Source organism: Planctopirus limnophila DSM 3776 (assembly GCF_000092105.1).
In the GTDB taxonomy this organism is placed as follows: domain Bacteria; phylum Planctomycetota; class Planctomycetia; order Planctomycetales; family Planctomycetaceae; genus Planctopirus; species Planctopirus limnophila.
Window position 1 is genome coordinate 2,943,038 of record NC_014148.1, and the last position, 21,572, is coordinate 2,964,609.

The 21,572-nt window shown below is 52.9% G+C and carries 14 protein-coding genes; 10 read left to right on the forward strand and 4 right to left on the reverse strand.

Annotated features, from left to right (window positions below; translation table 11 throughout):
• Positions 1 to 41 precede the first annotated feature (41 nt).
• The 5 genes from gatC (at position 42) to acnA (ending at position 7,560) form a co-directional block, all read left to right on the forward strand.
• The gene (gene gatC / locus PLIM_RS11750; RefSeq protein WP_013110537.1) at positions 42 to 362 is read left to right on the forward strand and encodes an Asp-tRNA(Asn)/Glu-tRNA(Gln) amidotransferase subunit GatC; all 321 of its coding nucleotides are present in this window, start codon (positions 42 to 44) and stop codon (positions 360 to 362) included.
• 96 nt (positions 363 to 458) lie between these two features.
• Positions 459 to 1,964 (forward strand): Asp-tRNA(Asn)/Glu-tRNA(Gln) amidotransferase subunit GatA, encoded by a 1,506-nt coding sequence (gene gatA, locus PLIM_RS11755; RefSeq protein ID WP_013110538.1) that lies wholly within the window; start codon positions 459 to 461, stop codon positions 1,962 to 1,964.
• A gap of 83 nt (positions 1,965 to 2,047) precedes the next feature.
• Positions 2,048 to 3,565 (forward strand): Asp-tRNA(Asn)/Glu-tRNA(Gln) amidotransferase subunit GatB, encoded by a 1,518-nt coding sequence (gene gatB / locus PLIM_RS11760; RefSeq protein ID WP_013110539.1) that lies wholly within the window; start codon positions 2,048 to 2,050, stop codon positions 3,563 to 3,565.
• A gap of 236 nt (positions 3,566 to 3,801) precedes the next feature.
• Positions 3,802 to 4,626: a 3-keto-disaccharide hydrolase gene (locus tag PLIM_RS11765; protein WP_041401647.1), complete on the forward strand. Its 825-nt coding sequence runs from the start codon at positions 3,802 to 3,804 to the stop codon at positions 4,624 to 4,626.
• Between the two features lie 261 nt (positions 4,627 to 4,887).
• On the forward strand, positions 4,888 to 7,560 hold the full coding sequence (gene acnA / locus PLIM_RS11770; RefSeq protein WP_013110542.1) for an aconitate hydratase AcnA: 2,673 nt from the start codon (positions 4,888 to 4,890) through the stop codon (positions 7,558 to 7,560).
• A gap of 75 nt (positions 7,561 to 7,635) precedes the next feature.
• On the opposite strand, the gene hemG is transcribed toward acnA, so the two are convergent.
• The 3 genes from hemG to PLIM_RS11785 all read right to left on the reverse strand — a co-directional run bounded on the left by hemG (position 7,636) and on the right by PLIM_RS11785 (position 11,265).
• Positions 7,636 to 9,165, reverse strand: a complete 1,530-nt coding sequence (gene hemG, locus PLIM_RS11775) for a protoporphyrinogen oxidase (protein ID WP_013110543.1) — start codon at positions 9,163 to 9,165, stop codon at positions 7,636 to 7,638.
• Positions 9,166 to 9,210: 45 nt separating this feature from the next.
• Entirely contained in the window at positions 9,211 to 10,272 is a 1,062-nt protein-coding gene (hemE, locus tag PLIM_RS11780) for a uroporphyrinogen decarboxylase (protein WP_230849297.1), read from the reverse strand.
• Between the two features lie 135 nt (positions 10,273 to 10,407).
• Positions 10,408 to 11,265, reverse strand: coding sequence for a uroporphyrinogen-III synthase (locus PLIM_RS11785; RefSeq protein ID WP_041403556.1), 858 nt, complete (start codon positions 11,263 to 11,265; stop codon positions 10,408 to 10,410).
• 631 nt (positions 11,266 to 11,896) lie between these two features.
• Here PLIM_RS11785 and PLIM_RS11790 point away from each other — a divergent pair.
• The 3 genes from PLIM_RS11790 (at position 11,897) to PLIM_RS11800 (ending at position 14,625) form a co-directional block, all read left to right on the forward strand.
• A complete protein-coding gene (locus tag PLIM_RS11790) occupies positions 11,897 to 13,237 on the forward strand; it encodes a DUF1444 family protein (RefSeq protein ID WP_013110546.1) in 1,341 nt (446 codons plus the stop codon).
• Between the two features lie 120 nt (positions 13,238 to 13,357).
• The gene (locus tag PLIM_RS11795) at positions 13,358 to 14,143 is read left to right on the forward strand and encodes an MBL fold metallo-hydrolase (protein WP_390416124.1); all 786 of its coding nucleotides are present in this window, start codon (positions 13,358 to 13,360) and stop codon (positions 14,141 to 14,143) included.
• 68 nt (positions 14,144 to 14,211) lie between these two features.
• Positions 14,212 to 14,625, forward strand: a complete 414-nt coding sequence (locus PLIM_RS11800; RefSeq protein ID WP_013110548.1) for a hypothetical protein — start codon at positions 14,212 to 14,214, stop codon at positions 14,623 to 14,625.
• 32 nt (positions 14,626 to 14,657) lie between these two features.
• On the opposite strand, the gene PLIM_RS11805 is transcribed toward PLIM_RS11800, so the two are convergent.
• On the reverse strand, positions 14,658 to 16,043 hold the full coding sequence (locus PLIM_RS11805) for a sulfatase-like hydrolase/transferase (RefSeq protein ID WP_196349442.1): 1,386 nt from the start codon (positions 16,041 to 16,043) through the stop codon (positions 14,658 to 14,660).
• Positions 16,044 to 16,826: 783 nt separating this feature from the next.
• Here PLIM_RS11805 and PLIM_RS11810 point away from each other — a divergent pair.
• Positions 16,827 to 18,050, forward strand: a complete 1,224-nt coding sequence (locus tag PLIM_RS11810) for an efflux RND transporter periplasmic adaptor subunit (RefSeq protein WP_196349443.1) — start codon at positions 16,827 to 16,829, stop codon at positions 18,048 to 18,050.
• A 170-nt stretch (positions 18,051 to 18,220) separates the two neighbouring features.
• Positions 18,221 to 21,529: an efflux RND transporter permease subunit gene (locus PLIM_RS11815; protein WP_013110551.1), complete on the forward strand. Its 3,309-nt coding sequence runs from the start codon at positions 18,221 to 18,223 to the stop codon at positions 21,527 to 21,529.
• Positions 21,530 to 21,572 lie beyond the last annotated feature (43 nt).

Here is a 21,572-nt window from a genome sequence, read left to right on the forward strand (position 1 = left end):
ATTGATCGGGCTTCTGCCTTTCATCATGCCGGGATTTCATCATGACTGAACCACAACAGGCAACGGAAACCAGCCCTGCTCTTTCACTTTCCGATGTGGCACGAATTGCTCGCCTGGCACGACTGAAGCTCACTGAGAATGAACTTGCGATCTACTCGATTCAACTCGGCAAGATTCTCGAATTCATGACGGTCCTTCGCGAGGTGGATACGACAGGCATCGAACCCATGGTTTCCGCCGTTCCCTGCGAGAATGTGTTTCGAGAAGATCTCATTGTGGAATCTCTTCCCCGAAAGCTGGCTCTCGCGAATGCCCCGAAAACGGATGGCAAGTCATTTTTGGTTCCCAATATTCTTGGCTAAGCTCAGAATGGGTCCCTTCGCACAGAATGCCTTGTTTGCTCAAAAGATCTGACTTTTTTTCCCGACGTAGAGCCAGTGTCCTGAAGGAGAATTTTGGTGACTCTTGAAGCCGGCAGTTCCCTGAAGACAGGAAGTGGCACTGGGACTTCTTCAATTGGATCTCTTTTCAGGGCATTGAATTCAGGAACAACCACGAGCCGCCAGATCGTCGAGTCCTGCCTCAACGCGATCGATCAAAGAGATGGCTCGATTGGAGCCTTCCTGCACGTCGACCGTGAACGGGCACTTCAGGCAGCCGAAGCCAGTGATCTTCGGAGATCCACCGGGGAAGTTCGAGGCCCGCTGGATGGTCTCCCCATTTCCATCAAGGATGCCATCTGCGAAGCAGGTCAACCAGCCACGTGTGCCAGCCGGATCCTCGAAGGTTATGTTTCGCCTTACTCGGCAACGGTCATCGATCGCCTGCATGCCGCAGGAGCCATTCCTCTGGGACGCGTCAATCTCGATGAATTTGCCATGGGATCGTCGAGTGAAAACTCGGCCTATCAATTGACCCATAATCCCTGGGATCTCACGCGCACGCCCGGTGGCTCCAGCAGTGGTTCTGCCGCCAGCGTGGCAGCACGCATGGTCCCCGGCTCACTGGGGAGTGATACAGGTGGATCGATTCGTCAACCCGCCTCCCTTTGTGGAGTTGTGGGCCTCAAACCGACCTATGGCCGAGTTTCACGTTACGGGCTGGTGGCATTTGCCAGTTCTCTGGAGCAGATTGGCCCCTTCTCACTCGATGTTTTCGGTGCCGCAGCTTTACTGCAGACCATCGCCGGTCACGACCCGCATGACTCCACCTGTGTGAACACTCCCGCCGAAGATTATCTGCAAACACTCGATACTCCACTCGCGGATCTCCGGATTGGAGTTCCCAAAGAATATTTTGGTGAAGGGCTCGACCCCGAGGTTCAGAACATCGTCGAAGAGGCTTTGGCAGTTTATACACAGCACGGTGCGAAGCTCGTTCCAGTCGAGCTTCCCCACAGCAAGTATTCGGTAGCAACTTATTACATTATCGCCCCATCGGAAGCATCGAGTAACCTCGCCCGATTTGATGGCATTCACTATGGCTATCGCAGTCCGAACTTTACAGATCTGGAATCTCTGTATGCGGCCAGTCGGGGGGAAGGCTTTGGTCCTGAAGTCAAACGTCGCATCATGCTGGGAACTTATGCTTTATCGGCCGGATATGCTGACAAATACTACGTCAAAGCCCTGCAGATCCGGCGATTGATCCGCCAGGATTTTGATGCAGCATTCCAGCAGTGCGATGTGATTGCCGGCCCAGTGACACCCACACCCGCCTTCAAGCTGGGTGAACTGGCAGACGACCCCTTGGCAATGTATCTGTCAGATATCTATACCATCGCTGCGAATCTGGCCGGGATTCCGGCAATTTCGATACCTGCCGGTTGGACTGCCAGTGGCCTGCCAGTGGGATTGCAGTTGCAAGGGCCGGTCTTTACCGAAAGCCGCCTCTTGCGTGCCGCTCGAATGCTTGAAATCGACCGCCCCTGGATTGATCGATTACCACCAGCTGCAGGCGGGTAATGGCTAATGGACAACCAGTCGTCTGATCGTCTTTCCAGTGTTTCGCCTCCGTCTGTTTTTGTATTCTGTCTGAGAGCCATGGCATGAAATACGATGTCATTATCGGTCTTGAAGTTCACGCTCAGCTTCAGACGAAGACCAAAATCTTCTGCGGTTGTGCGACCGACTTTACACCAGATGCGCCCAATATCCGCACCTGCCCTGTCTGTTTGGGGCTTCCGGGCGCCTTGCCGGTGTTGAACAGACGGGCGTTCGAAATGGCCGTCAAGGCGGCCTTGGGTCTCCGCTGCCAGATCGCCCATTTCACCAAATGGGATCGCAAACAGTATTTCTATCCGGATCTACCCAAAGGCTATCAGATCAGCCAGTACGATTTGCCATTCAGTCATTCGGGTCTGATGGAGATTCCCGCAGATCCAGAAGTGGCTGGCGCGGAAGGCTTGACTCGAAAAGTGCGCATCATCCGGGCTCACCTCGAAGATGATGCAGGCAAGAACATTCACGATGAATCGGGCCGGGGATCAGAGAGTCAGGTGGACTTGAACCGCGCAGGAACACCCTTGGTCGAGATTGTCACTGAACCCGATCTTCGATCGCCCAAAGAAGCTCGCATGCTGCTGGAAGAAATCCGGCTGCTGCTGCTCTACTTCGGTGTTTCCGACTGCAATATGCAGGAAGGAAATCTGCGCTGCGATGCGAATATCAACCTGCATCTTCACCATGATTCGGGCATAACCACCAAAACCCCGATTGTCGAAATCAAGAATCTCAACAGCTTTCGCTTTCTGGAGCAGGCTTGTGAGTACGAAGTTTCCCGACAATTGAAAACTTATGGCCACCTTGAGGAAATCGCGGATCGCACCAAACGAACATTTGGCTATGACCCACAACGCGGCGTCACGATTGAACAGCGCAGTAAAGAAGAAGCTGCTGACTACCGGTACTTTCCTGATCCTGATCTGGTGCCGGTGATTGTGACTGCTGATCAGATCCAATTGTGGCAAGCCGATCTCCCGGAACGTCCACAGGATCGCCGTCAACGCTATCAGACGGAATTGGGATTGAGCCCGTATGATGCTGGCGTGATCATTGAACAAGGGCGTGCTTTCGCCGATTTCTTTGAACAGATTGTCGCGCATGGGGCTGAACCCAAACAAGCCTCCAACTGGATCACTCAGGAGATCCAGCGCATTCTCAATGAACGCAAATGCTCGATCGGGGAATTCCCGGTATCCGCTGAACTGGTGGGGACAATCCTGAAGAAAGTGAGCGACAAGCAGCTCACACTCAAGGCGGCTCGGGAAGCTCTTGACGCTCTAGTTTCATACAGCGAAGAAAACACGGTCAGCCAGGAAACACTCGAGAAAGTCATCCAGGAGCGCGGGCTGGCCATTGTTCAGAATGATGAGTTGCTCCTGAACATTATTCAGCAGGTCATTCAAAAGAACCCCAAACCTGTGGCCGATTATCTCGGCGGTAAACAGGCTGCCGCAGGCTCACTCCTGGGCCAGGTAATGCGTGAAGCCCGGGGTGCTGATCCTCAATTGGTGAAGAGTCTGGTCACACAGGCTCTCGACGCCCTGAAAAGCGGGAATTCCTGAATCGATGCCCCCTTCTCGAATAAATAGATAGCCCCGTCGAGATGTTTCTTTGGTATCGTGATGTTGAGAGAGTTCACCAAAAGAATTGAGCATCTACTCGTCATGGCATCAGGTTCAATGTGAATACGCTCCAACTCCAGAGCCGACCCCGGCATGATCGTTCGAACCTCGCAAGGCTTTCGTTTGCGAGATTTCGTCGAACGATCGGACTTTGGATTTGTGTGAGTCTTTGTGTCGTGATCACCCCTTCCCTGGGGGATGAACCCAAACCAGCATCGAATATCAGTCAAGGTGCAGGGATTCAGGAACCCAGTCAGTTACCTCAACCCCAGCAAACGCCCGTTCCTCCACCAAGTGGAGCGGCTGCGATCACGCCTGACTCACCACAAAGGCAATTACTGTCTGTCTCGGACATCAAGAAAAACTGGGTGATTTTTTCCGTTGAAAAAACCGGTCGAGACGATGTCTGGAAAGTTCAGAAAGCCGCCACCGAGGAAGATTCCGAACTCATTTGTCTCGGTAAACCTTTTGGGTATCTTCAATCCCCTGAGAAATTCGCTGACTTTGACATGGGGTTTGAGTGGAAGTATCCCGACGACCCGAATGGGAACAGTGGCCTGCTGGTCTACACCGACAAGGAAGAGAGAATCTGGCCGGACTCCATTCAGATCCAGTTGCATGCCCCCGCAGCCGGAAGCATTTTCCCGGCTGGAGCCGCAACTTCGAGTACCACCATCAACGTCAAAGGTCTCTCCCGCCCTGCAGGTGAGTGGAATTCGTTACAAGTGAGCAGCCGGAGTGGCCGACTCGCTGTCGTTGTGAATGGAACTCGAGTTGGGGAAGTTCTGGCAACAGATCAAACCAGTGGCCGACTCGCTCTCCAGAGCGAAGGGGCCGTCGTGCATTTTCGCCGCTTCTGGCTGAATCCTGCCCCCAAAGAGAATTCTGTTACTCTGGAGAAGTCTGTGACTGTGGAGACTGACAAACCACCGACGAAAGTTGATCCTGATCCTGTCGGTTCGTCTGAACCCAAGCCGCCAGCGGCGAACCCGCAGTCCTGATGCACAGAAATCGCTCGATTCGAAATGAGACAATGCGATCTGCGCAACCCGCAAAGTCTGTCATACCAATCGTGAAATCTGCAAAGTGCGGCAGATCAGTGGCCATGCTCTCTACTGGCAGTTGGCACAATTTTTGGCGGAATCGACGTCAGGCTTTCCTTACCCCATTTCGCAATGATACCATCCACAGACAGGTTCCAGAGACCTTCAAGGTGATGGGCTGAACCTCGACTCATAACTTTTTCCGGAGCCGTTTCATTTATGGCTGCTGCCGATCCGTTCCATTCGATCTGTCAAATCCGTACATCATCTGGCGAATACAACATCGCCAGCCTCCCAGCCCTGGAAAAGGCGGGCCTGGCGAAGCTGAGTGAACTACCCTTCTCGATCCGTGTGCTGCTGGAAGCATGCCTTCGTAAGGTCGATGAGTTTGTTGTCACAAGCGAGCATGTGCGTCAAGTGGCCGGCTGGAATGCAGCGGCACCAGCACAGATCGAAATTCCATTCTTCCCAGGTCGAGTGGTGTTGCAAGACTTTACCGGGGTTCCGGCGGTTGTCGATCTGGCCGCGTTGCGTTCTGCCATGCAGCGGATGTCCAAAGATCCCCGCAAAATCAATCCGCTGGTCCAGTGCGATCTGGTCATTGATCACTCAGTTCAGGTCGATTACTTCGGCACCGAACAATCGCTGCAGCAGAACATTGATCTTGAGTTCGAACGCAATCTGGAACGGTACCAATTGCTGCGCTGGGCTCAGCAGGCCTTCAGCAATTTTGGCGTGGTTCCACCAGCGACCGGCATTGTCCATCAGGTCAATCTCGAATACCTCGCCAAAGGTGTGCTCACAAAAGATGGCTTTGCCTTCCCGGACAGTCTGGTGGGAACCGACAGCCACACGACGATGATCAATGGCCTGGGTGTCGTGGGCTGGGGTGTGGGTGGTATTGAGGCCGAAGCCGTCATGCTCGGGCAGCCGATCTACATGCTGATGCCTGAAGTCGTCGGCTTTAAGCTGACAGGCAAGCTCCCCGAAGGAGCAACGGCGACAGACCTCGTTCTGACCGTCACACAAATGCTGCGTAAGCATGGAGTGGTTGGGAAGTTTGTCGAGTTCTTTGGCACCGGGCTTTCGAGCATGTCATTGGCCGACCGGGCAACGATTGCCAACATGGCCCCTGAGTATGGCGCCACGATTGGCTTCTTCCCTGTTGACGCTGAAACTCTGCGTTACATGCGGCGCACTGGTCGCACAGATGCTGAAGTCGAGCTGGTGGAAACTTATTATAAAGCCCAGGGTCTCTTCCGTACGGATGATACACCGGATCCCAAGTTCACAAGCACCTTGTCGCTTGATCTTTCGACGGTCGTTCCCTCAATGGCCGGCCCCAAGCGTCCTCAGGATCGTGTCCTGCTGACGGACATGAAGTCGCAATGGCACAGCGATCTGGCCAAGGCCTTTGGAAAGACCGAACCAGCTCAACCAGTAAAGGTTGGTCAGAATGGTTCGTCATACGAAATCGGTGATGGCGCCGTCGTGATTGCGGCGATTACCAGTTGCACCAACACCAGCAATCCATCAGTCATGATTGGCGCAGGTCTGCTTGCCCGTAATGCGGTCAAGAAAGGTCTGACGAGAAAGCCATGGGTCAAAACCAGTCTGGCTCCCGGCAGCCGGGTGGTGACTGACTATCTGGCCAAGACCGGGCTGGATCAGCCACTGGATCAACTAGGCTTCAATACTGTGGGCTACGGCTGTACCACGTGTATTGGAAACAGCGGACCATTGCCAGACGAAGTTTCCAAGGCGATTCGAGATGGAAATCTGGTCGCTGCAGCTGTTCTTTCGGGGAACCGGAACTTCGAAGGTCGAATCAATGCCGACGTCAAAGCCAACTACCTCGCCAGCCCGCCGCTGGTGGTCGCTTATGCCATCGCTGGAACGACCGATATCGATCTGACCAAAGATCCGATTGGGACAGGCTCATCGGGAGAAGCGGTTTACCTGAAGGATATCTGGCCTTCCTCCAAAGAAATCGAAGCTGCCATCGAAGCGGCCATCACTCCCGATGTCTTCCAGCGCGAGTATGGAGCAGCGACCAAGGGCCCGGAAGAATGGCAGAAGATCGGTGGTGCTGGCGGCGACTTGTACCAGTGGGATACGAAAAGCACTTACGTGCAGGAACCTCCCTTCTTTGTCGATATGCCGGCAACGCCATCGCCAATCACCTCGATCCATAATGCCCGCTGTCTTCTCTCAGTCGGTGACTCTGTCACGACCGATCACATCAGCCCTGCTGGTAACATCAAGGCCACCTCTCCTGCAGGTCTGTTCCTGCAGTCAGAAGGCGTCAAGCCCATCGACTTCAACAGCTATGGTGCAAGGCGTGGCAATGATCGCGTCATGACTCGCGGAACATTTGCCAACATTCGCCTGAAGAACCTGCTCTGCCCCGGCACAGAAGGTGGAGTGACGGTTCACTTTGGTACCGGCGAACAGATGTCCGTCTACGATGCCTCGATCAAGTATAAGGCTGAAGGAACACCTCTGGTGGTCCTCGCTGGAGCCGAATACGGAACTGGCTCATCACGCGACTGGGCTGCCAAGGGAACGTATCTGTTAGGCGTCAAAGTCGTGATTGCCACTTCATTTGAGCGTATTCACCGTTCGAACCTGGTCGGTATGGGTGTGTTGCCACTGCAATTCCGCGAAGGAGAATCGAGAGAACACCTGGGACTGGACGGAACTGAGGTCTTCGATGTTCAACTCGATGATTCGCTCAAGCCATTGCAACCTGTGGAAGTAATGGCACACAAGGCCGACGGCACCATGATCTCGTTCGTCTGTACCTGCCGAATCGATACGCCTGTGGAAGTAGAGTATTACCGCAATGGCGGAATTCTCCATAAGGTTTTGAGGCAGCTTGCAGCCGAGTAACTCCTGATAGAAAGCCGGCAGCAGCCACTCGATTTTCCAGGCTGTTGACATGACTTTGCTGGAAAGCCCCCGGCCTTATGGCTGGGGGCTTTCTGTTTTTGTGTCGAAGCCGGCAATGCGTTCGGCCGCCTGTTCGCCACTGGCGATGGTATCGGGAATTCCCACTCCATCGTAGGAGTTGCCCGCCAGCACGATTCGAGGTGTCTGTGCAAGCTGTTCGCGAATCCTGGCGACGAGTTCCCGGTGGCCCAGATGAAATTGCGGCATCGCCCGAGGATATCGCACAATACGCGAAACCACGGGTTCTCCTTCAACTCCTAACATCTCCTGCAACTCCTGATGCACGAGTTTCTGCAACTGTTGATCGTCCAGTTCGCACAACTCTGGCTGTAGCGCTCCGCCGACAAACGTTCGCAACAATGCACAACCCGGAGGGACTCGATCGGGGAACTTCCGATGCGAAAATGAGACCGCCAGAATTTTGCGACGCTCGACCCGTGGAATCACTAAACCGAAAGCTCCCAGCGGTTTTTTGATCTGCGATTCCTGATGCCCCGTAACAACGATGACACTCGAAGCGAATTCAATTCGGGAGAGCTCCTGGGAAAGACTCGCCTGATCCGTGGCCAGAAGTTCCGCCGATTTCCACGCAGGAAGTGCCAGGATCACTGTGTCAAAAGTTTCTGGTCGTCGACCCTTTGTATGCAGTACGACCTCACTTTGATGAGCAGCATTTTCGTTTTGGGATTGATGTTCGACTCGAGTGACTTCGGTACTCAGTCTTAAGGAAATTTGGCCGACGATTCTTGCAAGTAACCAGTCCACCAGTTCCTGCATGCCACCTTTTAATCCCAGAAACAATCCATAGCGGGCTCCTGTGGCCTGCTGTTGGGGAGAGCCTCGCTTCTGCAAAGCACGAACTGTCGCTGCACGAATCAGACTGCCGTATTGTTTTTCATCCGCCGGAAAACGAGGAAGTGCCGCTTGAATACTCAGCTTGGACGGGTCGGCCGTATAAATACCGCTTACCAACGGTTGTACCAGTCGGTCAAATGCTTCCCGGCCGAACCTTCGCACAACGAACGCTTCCAGCGACTCATCGTTCTCGTCTTGCCTGGGTGGAACAAAACGCTCACCGAGCATGCGCAGTTTGCCTGAGACTGATAACAGGGATGTCGTCAGGATGGGCAAAGCCTTGGAAGGAGTCATCAGGTTGACCCCTTCTGGCACGAGGCATAACTTCTTGCCACGAAGAATGTAGGCCCCTCGAAAGTTTTTACTCATACCAATCAGAGAATCTTTCAGCCCGAGGCGAAGGCAAAGATTCAATGCTGCTGGTTTATCAGTGATGAAGGAATCGCCCCCCAGATCAATCTGATACCCGGCAATTGATTCAGTCCCAACGAGCCCACCCAGCCGAGATTGCGATTCAAACAACGTGATCTCAAATCGTCGGTTCTGCTCGGCAGCAATTTCGACCAGGCGATGTGCAGCAGCCAGTCCACTCAAGCCACCACCGACAATGGCAATTCGGAAGGGTGAAGAAGATCTTCTGGGAGAATCACTTTTGTACCCGCCCTGATCAGATCCTCCAGGAGCATTCATAATACTTCTCAGAAAAGTGGTCTACTGGCAGGTGAAAGAGCGATTTCAACGAGCACCTGACTCATGAACATGGCGTACCAACTCTTTCACTTTCTCAGGATCGACTTCCGGATAGACACCATGCCCGAGATTAAAGACGTGTCCACGATGACCTCGACTGGCCTCGAGAATGGCATCGGCCTTCGCCTTCAAGATAGGAAGATCAGCTTCGAGGACCAGTGGATCGAGATTGCCCTGAATCCCCTTGGAATCACCGACGAGCTTCCAGACATCACCAATATCGTGCCGCCAATCGATGCCGAGGAGGCTTCCTCCCGCTTCATTCTGCATGGCCAGTAGTGCCGGATTTCCCGTCATGAAGTTGATGACTGCCACATGCGGCATCAATTCCCGAATGACAGCTTTTGTGTGGGGCAAAACAAATTCTCGATAATCCGAAGGAGATAAGCAGCCCGCCCAGCTATCGAAGATCTGCACGGCCTGACATCCGGCAGCCGCCTGGGCCAGCAGATATCTGACAATCGTCCGCGAGAGTCTCCCCATCAGTTCGTGCCATTCTTCCGGATGGTTGTACATCCATCGTTTGGTATGCAGATAATTGCGAGATCCCCCCCCTTCCAGAACATAAGAAGCCAATGTGAATGGCGCCCCGGCAAAACCCAGCAAGGGGATGTTTCCGGGAAGGTCTTTGCGAATGAGGCGAATCGCATCGTAAACAAATCCAAGAGAACTCAAATCTTCGAGTTCGCGAAATCGCTGCAAATCTTCAGGAGCCCGCAAGGGATTATGAATCACAGGCCCTTCCCCTTTGGCGTATTCCAGATCAATGCCCATGGGGCGAAGCATGGGCAGTAGATCGGCAAAGAGAATCGCGGCATCGACATCGAGCACTTCCCGCGCAGTGAGCGTCACTTCGGCTGCCAAGGCGGGGGTTTCGCAAAGTTCTAAAAAGGTCACTTTGCTGCGAACAGCCATGTATTCGGGCAGATATCGCCCAGCCTGACGCATGATCCAGATGGGAGTGGTATCAGTCGCTTCACGGCGAACGGCTCGCATAAAGCGACTGTCAGCCAATTCCGTTGTCATCATCAGAGGAGTTACTTTCACAGGAAGATTTTGGGCATGAGGCCATCGAGTTTTCAGCGAAATTTCAGGGATGCCCGCAACAACAAAGATAGACGAGTCGGGCCGAGAATTTCAGCAGCATCCAGGCAAAAGGCAAATCCTTCAGTCTTTGGTAATTCACTGTTTTCGGGCAACAATCGGCAAACCGGCCTCACAAACCAGCTTGACCAGTGGGCCCATTTTAGGATGCTCGGGTTCTAAGTCAGGAGCAAGCCCCTGCTCGATAAGCGTTTCTGTCGCAGTGGGGCCAATCGAACCAATCACACACCGGTTGGCTGCCTGAAGAAACTGTATTTTCAACCCCATGCGATCGGCGACTTCCAGCACATGATGCACCTGCTGAGCACTCGTCCACAAGAGAGCATCAAACTCACCTCGCACACAGGTACGAATCGCATTTTCAAGGGGATTTAAATCTTCTGGCAAAGCCCATCGATAGACGGGAACCCTCGTCACAATGGCACCACGCTGCTGAAGTTCCTCGTACAATAACTCATTGGGCTGACCATATTCCTGCACAGCCATCGAAACGGATTGAAGTGCACCCCAATCGTCGAGAGTGGAAAGCAGTTCTCGCCAGGTGTTTGGTTCGGGGGCACGCGCATCAACATGCACACCCCACTCCCTCAGCACGGCATGGGGTTTGGGCCCACGAACAATCGTCACGCAGCGATCCCAGGCAGCCAGGATCTCGTCTCTGGGAAATCGAGTTTCCAATACTTCAAGTAAAGCTCTCGCCCCCACACCGGTGAGGAAAACCATCAGGCGGAATTCGTGATTGAGTAATCGTTCCCCAAATCGGAACGCCTCAGGGTTCTCTCCGAGAGAAATCTCACGCATCGACGGTGCAATCGTGGCGAGCCCGCCCATACGCTCGATCAGCGAAGCCATCTCCTCGCCACGGCGGCTCTCGAAAGAGCAGATTTTCAGGCGGTCAGTCTTATCATTACTGACTGGATGAGATGAGCTCTGCACGTTCGCCTTTCCCAACATGTCACCTGCTTCAGCAGTCTCTGAATGACCAGATTGCTCGCTGAAGTGTATCAAACATGTGAGGTGGCGTCCGCTGGACATCACCCGGAAAGCTGGTGGTAGATAAATTCCACCAGACTTGGGGAGTACTCAGCGCAAATTCCAAGATGAACAAAAGGCCGACAGGGGTGAAAGACTGGCAGTGTAGGCGCTCGCCCGAGTAAAGCCAAACGACCACACCCGGCTACACTGCCAGCCTTTCACCCCTGTGCAGGCTGTCTAATCAGTGGGCAATTTATGCGCCATTCGTTGAACAAACGGCACGACACCCGAGAAATGCAAGAATTGAACTTGTTTTCGCACATTTGACCTCTTCAATTTTTCACAGGAGCATCAATGGCCGATTCGGAATGGCTGATCTCTTAAGCAAATGGGCTGGCTCTTCGCTTAACTTTCATGCAATCACAAAAATATACAAAAAAACACTAATGTATCTGGAATTACATCACTTCATGACGATGCATAACGCACCTTCAGTTCCCGCATTTCGGATTTTCTTGCGACGACAGCCAGTCAAATTAGTACAATCAAAACAGCATCCGTATTCTGGAAGTTGAGCTAAGGATCAGCAGGCGTGGATAACGCTGAACCACTAGAACATTGGACATCCCATATCGGCCTTTTCGGGTGGTACAAACTGGCGTTTCCCCCCAGTTGGAGTCTCATCGAGCGGCAGGGACATGTCCTGCTCCGCCCTGCAGAAGGCCAGGCGACACTCTCTTTAACCGTCTCGTGGTCCAATCAGCCAGCCGATCCACAATCTGCACTCAAGAAGCTGCTCATTGATAAGTACGCACACCGCCGCCGCATGCAGGTGCGAGGCTCTGCTCACCCTGGCAACAATACTGGCTGGCATTGCGGCGAGACACTTCTTCAGCCTCCTGCGAGTTTCTGGAAACGTTTGTGGGAACGCGGGAATTGGCAGAAGTTTCAGGTGACCGTGATTGCTGAAGGGCACCTGCTGCTGGTGGCAGAGCTGTTACAAGGGAGTGATGTTGATCATGAGTTTCAGACGTTAGCAAAAGTTGTGATCCAGACTCTGAAACTGAATCCTGCACCCTGCGATCCACCGAATGTCTTTATCGCCAGAGCTGTCGATTTTATTCGACAGGCTCATCCCGATCTGAATTGTCAGCAGGCTGGTGATCTGCAGATTCATCTGGGAGGGAGCACTGTCAGCCTCGTGAATTTTTACCGCGAGTACCTGCATAGACCCAACTACTTTGAAGCGATTCTCGAAAACGCCGTGGGAACTCTGGTCAACCTGCAAAAGGAGACCTCCGGGAACTTTCGTCCCAAACGGGAGAGCGTAGTTCATCGGCTGATTCCCATGCTTTACCCCCAAAAATCGATTCGAAATGCCGTCGGTCCAGGACTGTTTGATACGGATCACTGGGAAGGCGGCCCCTTGCAACTGGCAACTCGCGAAGCCAACGAACTGGGTTTCGTCTGTGAAGGGTTCGCAGCAGATCTGGCGATGACTTATGTTGTTGATGAAGAGCAGGCGTACTGGTATGTGCAGCCGGCACAGCTTGAAGACTGGGAGATGACTTACGAGGAACTGCGATCCATTGCTCTGGAAAATCTCGATCGACATTTTGAAGCCCACCCGATGGAAATGACCGTCATCGAGAGTGAGCACGGACCGGCGGTCGCCATGCCTACCAAACCGGATGCCTACAATGCCGCACGACTGGCGAGTGAGTCTTTCCGCGAGCGATTACGTCTACTTCTGGGCGGGTCGTGTGTGGTCGGTGTCCCGAATCGAGATTTTTTCGTCGCAGTCAGCCTTTCCTGTGAAGAGACTGTTGAACAAATTCGTGAACGAGTGACCGTGGATCATCACCAGATGACCCATCCACTCACTTCGCGACTGCTGCTGATTACGGCCGATGGTGTCAGCGAATATGTCTGAAGTCGCGATTACAAGTTGAGTATTCGTATCATCCATTGAATCGCACACTGGAATTATTCATACAGTATCGGTTAGGTGCACAATCGCCTCGTTGAAATCAATGCTTAATTGCTAAGGGAAATGTTTGTGGAACGCTCGATGATTCTTCTGGGGACGGGAACCAGTCATGGCGTTCCGATCATTGGGTGTCACTGTCCGATCTGTCTGTCAGAAAACCCTCGAAATCGCCGGACACGTTCAGGCGTTGCAGTCGAAGCCCCCGAAGGTCTTTTTCTGATCGACACATCGCCCGAGCTGCGAATTCAACTCATTCGAGAGAAGATCGATCTCGTCCATGCGGCAATCTACACGCATTCCCATGCCGACCATATCTTCGGGCTCGATGACCTCAGGCTCTTTGGTTATCGACTCAATCGACCAATCCCCCTCTACTGCGAAGAAATTGTCGAGCAACAATTAAGAGCAGCGTTCTCGTACGCGTTTGTCCCTCCGCCCCCTGATTTGCACATGGGGGCTGTCCCCATGCTCAAATTTGAGCGACTCTCTCTGGAACCTTTTCAACTTTTAGGGCTGAATATCCTTCCCATCCGTTTGATGCACGGCAAACTTCCCGTCCTGGGTTTCCGGATTGGGAATGTGGCTTTCTGCACTGATGTCAGCTTTATCCCCGAAGAGAGTCTGGAGCGACTCATGGGCCTGGATGTGCTCATTATCGATGCCCTTCGCGACACACCTCATGCCACGCATTTTGGGATTCCGCAGGCACTGGAGATTATCCAATTGACACAGCCCAAACGAGCTTTTTTGACCCACGTTTCGCATCATCTCGATTACGAAACGACCAACAAGCGACTCCCGCCTCATGTGGAACTGGCGTATGATGGCTTGCGAATCCCCTTGACCTGAGATCGTGATCTTGGGAAGTTCACTCTCTGTGTCAATGACTTCCTGGTGCACAGAAGACAGGCCGCCCGATGAACCACGAACAGGCGTGCTGGAATTATCTCAAGTTGGCCAGTGTGGCAGACCAGAAGGGGCAATGGCTGCCTCGCAATCGCCTCCTGCTCATGGTTTCAATCACTGCAGCGCGCGCCGGCTGGCTGGATCTGGCTGACAAAGCTCGACAGTTATTGATTGCCTCAAATCCCAGACATCCCTTGAACTCACCCCTGCCGATCGCCAACTCGCTCAATCAGGAATCTGTTCAGTCACTGATTGATCGTTACTCCAGGCAGGTGAACTATGAGCGGGCAGAGCATCTGGTACTGCAATCGCACGACGCCCAAAGTCTCCCGCCAGAAACGAGTGAGTATCAGGCATGCCTGGAACTTTTCCATCGGCTGTCCACAAACACGACTGGCACGTCGTTTTCTGCAGAAGATGCTTGAATATTCTGATTGCGCAGTTTTTGGCGGTGCCATTATGGAGTTGGTACTTGGTAGACATCCTTGTACCACGTGAGCAATCGGCGAGTCATCGCTGCCACACGGGCCTGATCTGCCGATGCCCGGTTGGTTGTTTCCTGCGGATCGAGTTCAAGCTGATAAAGTTCCGCATGCTGCCCCTCGTGATCGACTAGAAGTTTCCATGGGCCTTCACGCATGGCCAGGAATGGACTGCGATTGGCTGCATCTTTCGGGAAGGCGAACGCTTCGGACTTACGTCCGTATTCCCAGAAATCTGCTCGTAGCTGCTGCTCTTCAATCACTGGTCCTGCCGTCGCCTGTGTGAAACTCCCTGAGCAATTGTGTCCATCGAGCTTCCAGGAATTGGAGGCCAGCAACTGCTCGCCAGTGCTTCCTCCGGCATAGGCAAGTAATGTAGGAAGCAGATCGAGACTGGTCAGAACCGTTCGATCATCCACTGCACCGGCAGGAATTCTTCCAGGCTGCCAGACGATGAAAGGCACTCGAATTCCCCCTTCATACAAACTGAGTTTGGAGCCGCGTAACCCTCCGGTCCGTTCCTGATCAAAGGTGGGCAGCGGTCCATTGTCACCCATAAAGACCACCAGTGTCTTTTCGGCCATGGAATTCTGGCGAATCGCTTCGATCAATCGTCCCATCTGCTGATCAAGATTCGCCATCACGGCTCGATAGCGATCACGCTCCGTCACTTCCCTGGCAGGAGTAGCGCCCTGCTGTAGAGCAGATAACTGCTCCTGGCTGGGCCTGAAAGGAACATGGACATCATCCAGCCAGAGAGTAATGAGAGCCGGCTGTTGAGGATCTTTTTTCAGAAACTCCATAGTCTGATCAACCAGCCAGTGTGTTCGTCGGGAACGGTGCACCTGACCCGGCTCTAACTGTTCTGACCACGGTGGATACTGCTTTCCCAGAGGAGTGGCAGGTTCCGGGCTTTCCCATGTCCCTTGGGCATGGTCGTAGCCATACGCCGCGAACTTGGGAGCATTGGTCACATCTCGACCACCACCTAAATGCCATTTTCCCAAATGGCAGGTTCGATACCCGATCGATTTGAAAATTCTCGCCATGGAAGGAGCTGTAGGGCTCAAAAAATCGGCTTGCCCGCAAGCCTTGTTTCCGGCTCTTGTCTGAAGATAACTGGTAATCTTATGCCGACCGGGATAGCGACCAGTGACCAGAGCCGCACGAGAGGGAGAACAGATGCAGGAGGCAGAGTAAAACTGCGTCCACCTCTTCCCTTCGCTGGCAAGCTGATCGAGTGCAGGTGTGGGTTGAATCTTGCCACCATAGCATCCGAGATCTCCCAAACCCATGTCATCAACGACAATCACAATGATATGTGGATGGGCTGGAGAAACTGTGAGGGCAGGACTGGTCACAACTGGCTTCTCACATGCCAGAATCAGGCTCGTGGCTGGAAAGATCGCAAGACAAATTGCCCAGACTGGCCAAAGTCGTTGCATAAAATCGATCTACCTTTCTGGTAGCCCTCAGAGGGCTCTTTGCCAATATCTGCCTCGGGAGCGAACTGCGGTTTGATAAATTGAAACTTACATCGATTGCTGAATGCCTGATGAGTTAAGCCCCCTTGGGGGTTCTCTTGTTTAACCTCACCCGGAGATCAATCACCTCCCGAAAATCGGTTGAATTTCACTTTTTAAACCAACAATTCGACACCGATTCCTGTTGTTTCCTCAGTAGCGCTTCCACCAGCTCTCCTAGATGGCGAATCCACTTCCAGAATTCGTCCCATCGTCATGTTTTCAGGCATTCCAGTTCACACAGGTGGAGCAGAAACTGGCTCGGGTGCATGCTGGCATCATGACATGATGATCCCAAAATGATGCCGATGAAATCACAAAGTTTTGTCCGATGCCGCGAATCGATACATCCAGATATGCAGAACAATCAACCTCTTGAAAATGGTTGCACGCGCTATACAATTTCATAACTGTCATCTGGTACGCACAAACTGCAAATAGTTAAGCAGCTGACTTCGCATGGGTGGCGTGATCAACACCACCTACCGCATTACGCATGATGGATGGATTCAATGAACACATCGGCCTATCAGATCATGGATGAAAAAGTTGATGGTTGATCGACAAAACGCCAATTCCTCCCTGCCCCACAACAGACGTTATTTCTCCAGATCGAATTACATGATGCTCCTGAACTTTTCACAGCGCTGCCATTGTGCCTGCTGGGCCATCCTGATTGGCATTTGCCTGGTTTCAGGATGCAGCAAAAAACCTGTCGCTGCTAAAGCTCCACCTCCACCCGAAGTTTATGTCGATCAACCGATTGAACGAACGATTACCAATTATGAGGAATACACGGGCCGCATGGCCGCCGTTAAGACCGTAGAGCTTCGCGCCAGAGTGAGTGGCTACCTCGATAGAGTCCAATTTGAAGATGGCGCCGATCTTCCCAAAGATGCGCTTCTGTTTCAGATCGATGACCGCCCCTTTCTCGCTGCTGTTTCTCAGGCACAATCGACGGTTTCTCAACTGGAAGCTCGGCTTGAGCGTCTTCGCCGAACGGAAGACCGAGCATTTCGACTCATCGAACAAAAGGTGACGACGACTGAAGATTATGAAGTCGCCAAGTATCAGGCACTGGAGACAAAGTCCGAGCTTGAAGCCGCTCGTGCGAACCTGGATATCGCGAAACTCAATCTTGAGTTCACGACGATTCGTTCTCCGATTGATGGCCGAATCAGCCGGCGACTGGTTGACCCTGGTAACCTGGTTCAGGCCGATATCACACCTCTGGCGACAATCGTCAGCCTGGATCCACTTTATGCCTACTTTGATGCCGACGAACGCACCGTGCTGCAAGTCCGCCGGCTGATTGCCGAAGGAAAAATACGCTCTGCTCGAGATCAAACCATTCAGGTGCAAATTGCTCTCGCGGATGATCGACAGTTCTCGCTGACTGGCACCATTGATTTTGTCGACAATCAGGTCACCGCCACCACAGGAACTTTGCGGATACGGGCTGTCGTCGATAATCCCAAAAAACTTCTTTCCCCCGGCATGTTCGTCCGAGTACGCGTACCAATTGGAGTCCCCCATCCAGCACTGCTGATTCGAGAAGAGTCATTGGCCTCAGATCAGGGAGAACGTTTTGTTTACGTTGTCGGCACCGACAATCAAGTTGAGGTTCGCCCTGTCGTTATCGGAAAACTGGACGGAAAATTTCGCGTGATTGAATCGGGCTTAAAGCCCGATGATCGAGTGGTTGTCACTGGTCTGCAGAGAGTGAAAAATGGAAGCGTGGTCACTCCTAAGCCCTACAAAAATGCCTCCGATGAGGTGACAGGTACACCGCCCATTCATTCCGAGATTCTGATTGGCCAGCCTGTACCTGCCCCTTCCAAATAAACCTCTTCCATTCAAAAAACGGGAGAGATTGAAGAGTGCTTGAAGTTTCAGATTCGTGCTTTCCATTTCCCCAGCTTCATCTCGAGATTCGCCAGATTTCCCTTCTGAACGACGGTCTGGAAACTGCATGTATCAACGAGGATCATCGAATCTAACAGGACGCAGTACCTTTGCAGTTTTGCCGCTACTTTATTGACCGCCCGATTTTTGCAGCCGTCCTGTCAATTCTTGTGACATTGGCGGGGGCGATCGCATTGTTCCGCCTGCCCATTGCTCAATTCCCGGCAGTCGCACCACCCACTGTCCAGGTCGATTGCAATTATCCCGGTGCCAGTTCGCTGGTTGTGGCACAGACCATTGCTGCTCCTATTGAGCAGCAGGTGAATGGTGTCGAAGAAATGCTCTACATGTCGTCGCAGAGCACGAGCGACGGCTCCTATACGCTCACAGTGACTTTCAAGCCCGGTGTTGATCTGAACCTGGCACAGGTGCTGGTGCAAAACCGGGTTTCATTGGCGAGGCCACAGCTTCCCGATGTCGTACGCGCCACAGGTGTCACCACGAAGAAACGCGCCCCGGATATTCTCCTGACGATCAGCATCAACTCGCCAGATAACCGCTACGATCAGCTCTACATCAGCAATTATGCGCTGCTCCACTTGCGAGACGAAATCGCGCGAATTCCAGGGATCAGCGAAGTTCTCCTGTTTGGCCAGCGCGATTACAGCATGCGTGTCTGGATCGACCCCGAACAGCTTTCCACCCGCAACCTCACTGCCAATGACGTCGTTAACGCCATCCGTGAACAGAATTTCCAGGTCGCAGCCGGTTCTATCGGGCAACCTCCTCATTCCGGCTCATCGACTCGGCAGATTCCCCTGGCAGTGGTGGGACGATTAACCAATGAGACTGCCTTCGAAGACATTGTCGTCCGAGCCGACCATGATCAACTGATTCGCATTCGCGATATTGGACGCGTCGAATTAGGTGCCCGCAGTCAGGACATCAACAACCGTTTTGATGGGAAACCGACAGTTGGCCTCGCGATTTTTCAACTTTCAGACGCAAATGCCCTGACAACAGCCGATTTGATTAAGGCGAAAATCGAAGAGCTTTCGAAGGATTTTCCCGAAGGTCTGGCTTACGAAATCGGCTATGACACGACGCCATTCATCCGCGAATCAATCGATGAAGTTTTCAAAGCTTTACGAGATGCCACCATCCTCGTCGCCTTAGTGGTCCTGGTCTTCCTGCAGGGCTGGCGCCCAGCCATTATCCCGCTCATCGCAGTCCCCGTGGCGATTGTCGGAACATTTGCGGCTATGGCAGTGGTGGGCTTCAGTATCAATAACCTCACCTTGTTCGGACTTGTGCTGGCCATTGGCATTGTTGTGGACGATGCGATCGTCGTCGTCGAAGCGGTACAGCATCATATCTCGCAAGGACTGAATCCTCGGGAAGCGGCGGTCCGTGCCATGGACGAAGTCGCTGGGCCTGTGGTGGCTGTGGGACTGGTTCTCAGCTCAGTGTTTATCCCATGTGCGTTTATTACTGGAATTGTGGGGGAGTTCTTCCGGCAATTTGCTCTGACAATTGCGATCTCAACCATCCTTTCGATGCTCAATTCGCTGACACTCAGCCCGGCCCTGGCGGCCATTCTGCTGCAAGGCAAAGACGACCGACCAGACATTCTCACCCGCATCATTAACTTCTTGTTCGGCTGGTTCTTTGCAGCTTTCGACTGGTCATTTCGAACATCCACTTCGCTCTACACTCGCTTCGTCGGGCAACTGCTGCGAATTCCAGTCCTCGTACTCATCGTTTATGGCGGATTGCTCTTCCTCACAGGCTGGGGATTCAACCAGCTACCCAAAGGATTTATTCCCTCGCAGGACATGGGCTACCTGATTGCCAGCATTCAGCTTCCCGATTCGGCAGCAGCCGGTCGGACGCGAGATACCGTGGCACGAATTGAAGAAATCACACTCAAGACACCAGGCGTCAAGAACGTCAATTCGATTGCCGGGAACTCCTTTATTTTGAGTTCTTATGGTTCAAATTTTGGCTCGATGTTCATCATTCTCGATTCGTTTCATCACCGGAAAGGTCACGCCGGACAATCTGCGGAAGAGATTGCCGCATCACTGAGAAAAAGTTTTGCCAAAGATGTCCCCGAAGCCCTCGTGAGTGTCTTTCCTCCACCAGCCGTCCGTGGATTGGGGAGAGCTGGCGGTTTTCGACTGATGGTTGAAGATCGCGAAGATCTGGGGCTTAAAGAGCTGCAGAAAGGGACCGACGAACTGATTGCGAAGATGAATGCCACCGGGAAAGTTCAAGGAGCATTTACCGTCTTCAAAACGAACTCGCCACAGATCTTTGCCGATATCGACCGTCAGGCGTGTCTTCAACTGAATGTCCCCTTACAGGAAGCCTTTGCCGCCCTACAGGCCACGATGGGTTCGCGATACGTCAACGACTTCAATCGATTTGGGCGTACCTGGCAGGTGGTGGTTCAGGCCGATACGGATTTCCGAAATGACCTGGCAGATTTGAAACGTATCAAAGTTCGTAATAGTCACGGAGAGATGGTTCCACTGGCGTCTGTCTGCACGCTGAAGGAAGTCAGCAATCCTCTCGTGATCTCGCGCTATAACATGTATCCGGCTGCGACTGTCAACGGGAACGTCGCCCCGGGATTCAGCACAGGCGAGACGCTCGACATGGTCGAACAACTGGCCGCGAGTGAACTTCCAATCGGCCTCGCGACGGAGTGGTCGGAACTTTCTTACATGGAGCGGCAAGCAGGTAACACCGGGATGTTCGTCTTCTACATGGCAATTGCCTTCGTGTTTCTGGTACTGGCAGCTCTTTACGAAAGCTGGGCCTTGCCGCTGGCAGTCATTCTGGTCGTCCCGATGTGCATTTTGAGTTCGATCACAGGTGTGGCGTATGCCGCCATGGATATCAATGTTTTCACTCAGATTGGATTTGTCGTGCTGATTGGTCTGGCCTGCAAAAACGCGATTCTGATTGTCGAATTTGCACGTTCTCGACGTCATGAAGGAGCCACGATTCGCGAGGCCACGCTCGAAGCCTGCCACTTGAGGTTACGGCCCATCCTGATGACATCGTGCGCCTTTATTCTGGGAGTGATCCCATTAATTCTGGCCACTGGTGCAGGTGCCGAGATGCGGAGAACCTTGGGCGTGGCGGTTTTCAGTGGCATGCTCGGAGTGACCTGCTTTGGCATTCTGTTGACCCCAGTTTTCTTCTACGTAATTGAACATCTGAGTGAAGCGGAGTTCTTCCGATCATCAAAGATCCGCGAGCCAGCCCAGTGGGTACTCGATCTGATTCGTCTCAAACCACTCTGGCGAGGGGCCCAATGGTCAGGCCGGCACCTGATTTCGATATCAGACAAGATTGAAGAAAGATTTCGTCCTCATGACCCTGGAAGTTCATCATCAGGTCATTCATAGGATCTACACAGACCTTTTAGAAATTGAAGTGCCGGCAGGATCA

Excerpts from the sequence above, each read along its gene's own strand:
- hemG (WP_013110543.1), bottom strand. The coding sequence starts at position 9,165 with ATGAATGCTCCTGGAGGATCTGATCAGGGCGGGTACAAAAGTGATTCT.
- gatB (WP_013110539.1), top strand. The coding sequence starts at position 2,048 with ATGAAATACGATGTCATTATCGGTCTTGAAGTTCACGCTCAGCTTCAG.
- PLIM_RS11810 (WP_196349443.1), top strand. The coding sequence starts at position 16,827 with ATGATGCTCCTGAACTTTTCACAGCGCTGCCATTGTGCCTGCTGGGCC.
- PLIM_RS11800 (WP_013110548.1), top strand. The coding sequence starts at position 14,212 with ATGAACCACGAACAGGCGTGCTGGAATTATCTCAAGTTGGCCAGTGTG.
- PLIM_RS11795 (WP_390416124.1), top strand. The coding sequence starts at position 13,358 with ATGTTTGTGGAACGCTCGATGATTCTTCTGGGGACGGGAACCAGTCAT.
- gatC (WP_013110537.1), top strand. The coding sequence starts at position 42 with ATGACTGAACCACAACAGGCAACGGAAACCAGCCCTGCTCTTTCACTT.
- acnA (WP_013110542.1), top strand. The coding sequence starts at position 4,888 with ATGGCTGCTGCCGATCCGTTCCATTCGATCTGTCAAATCCGTACATCA.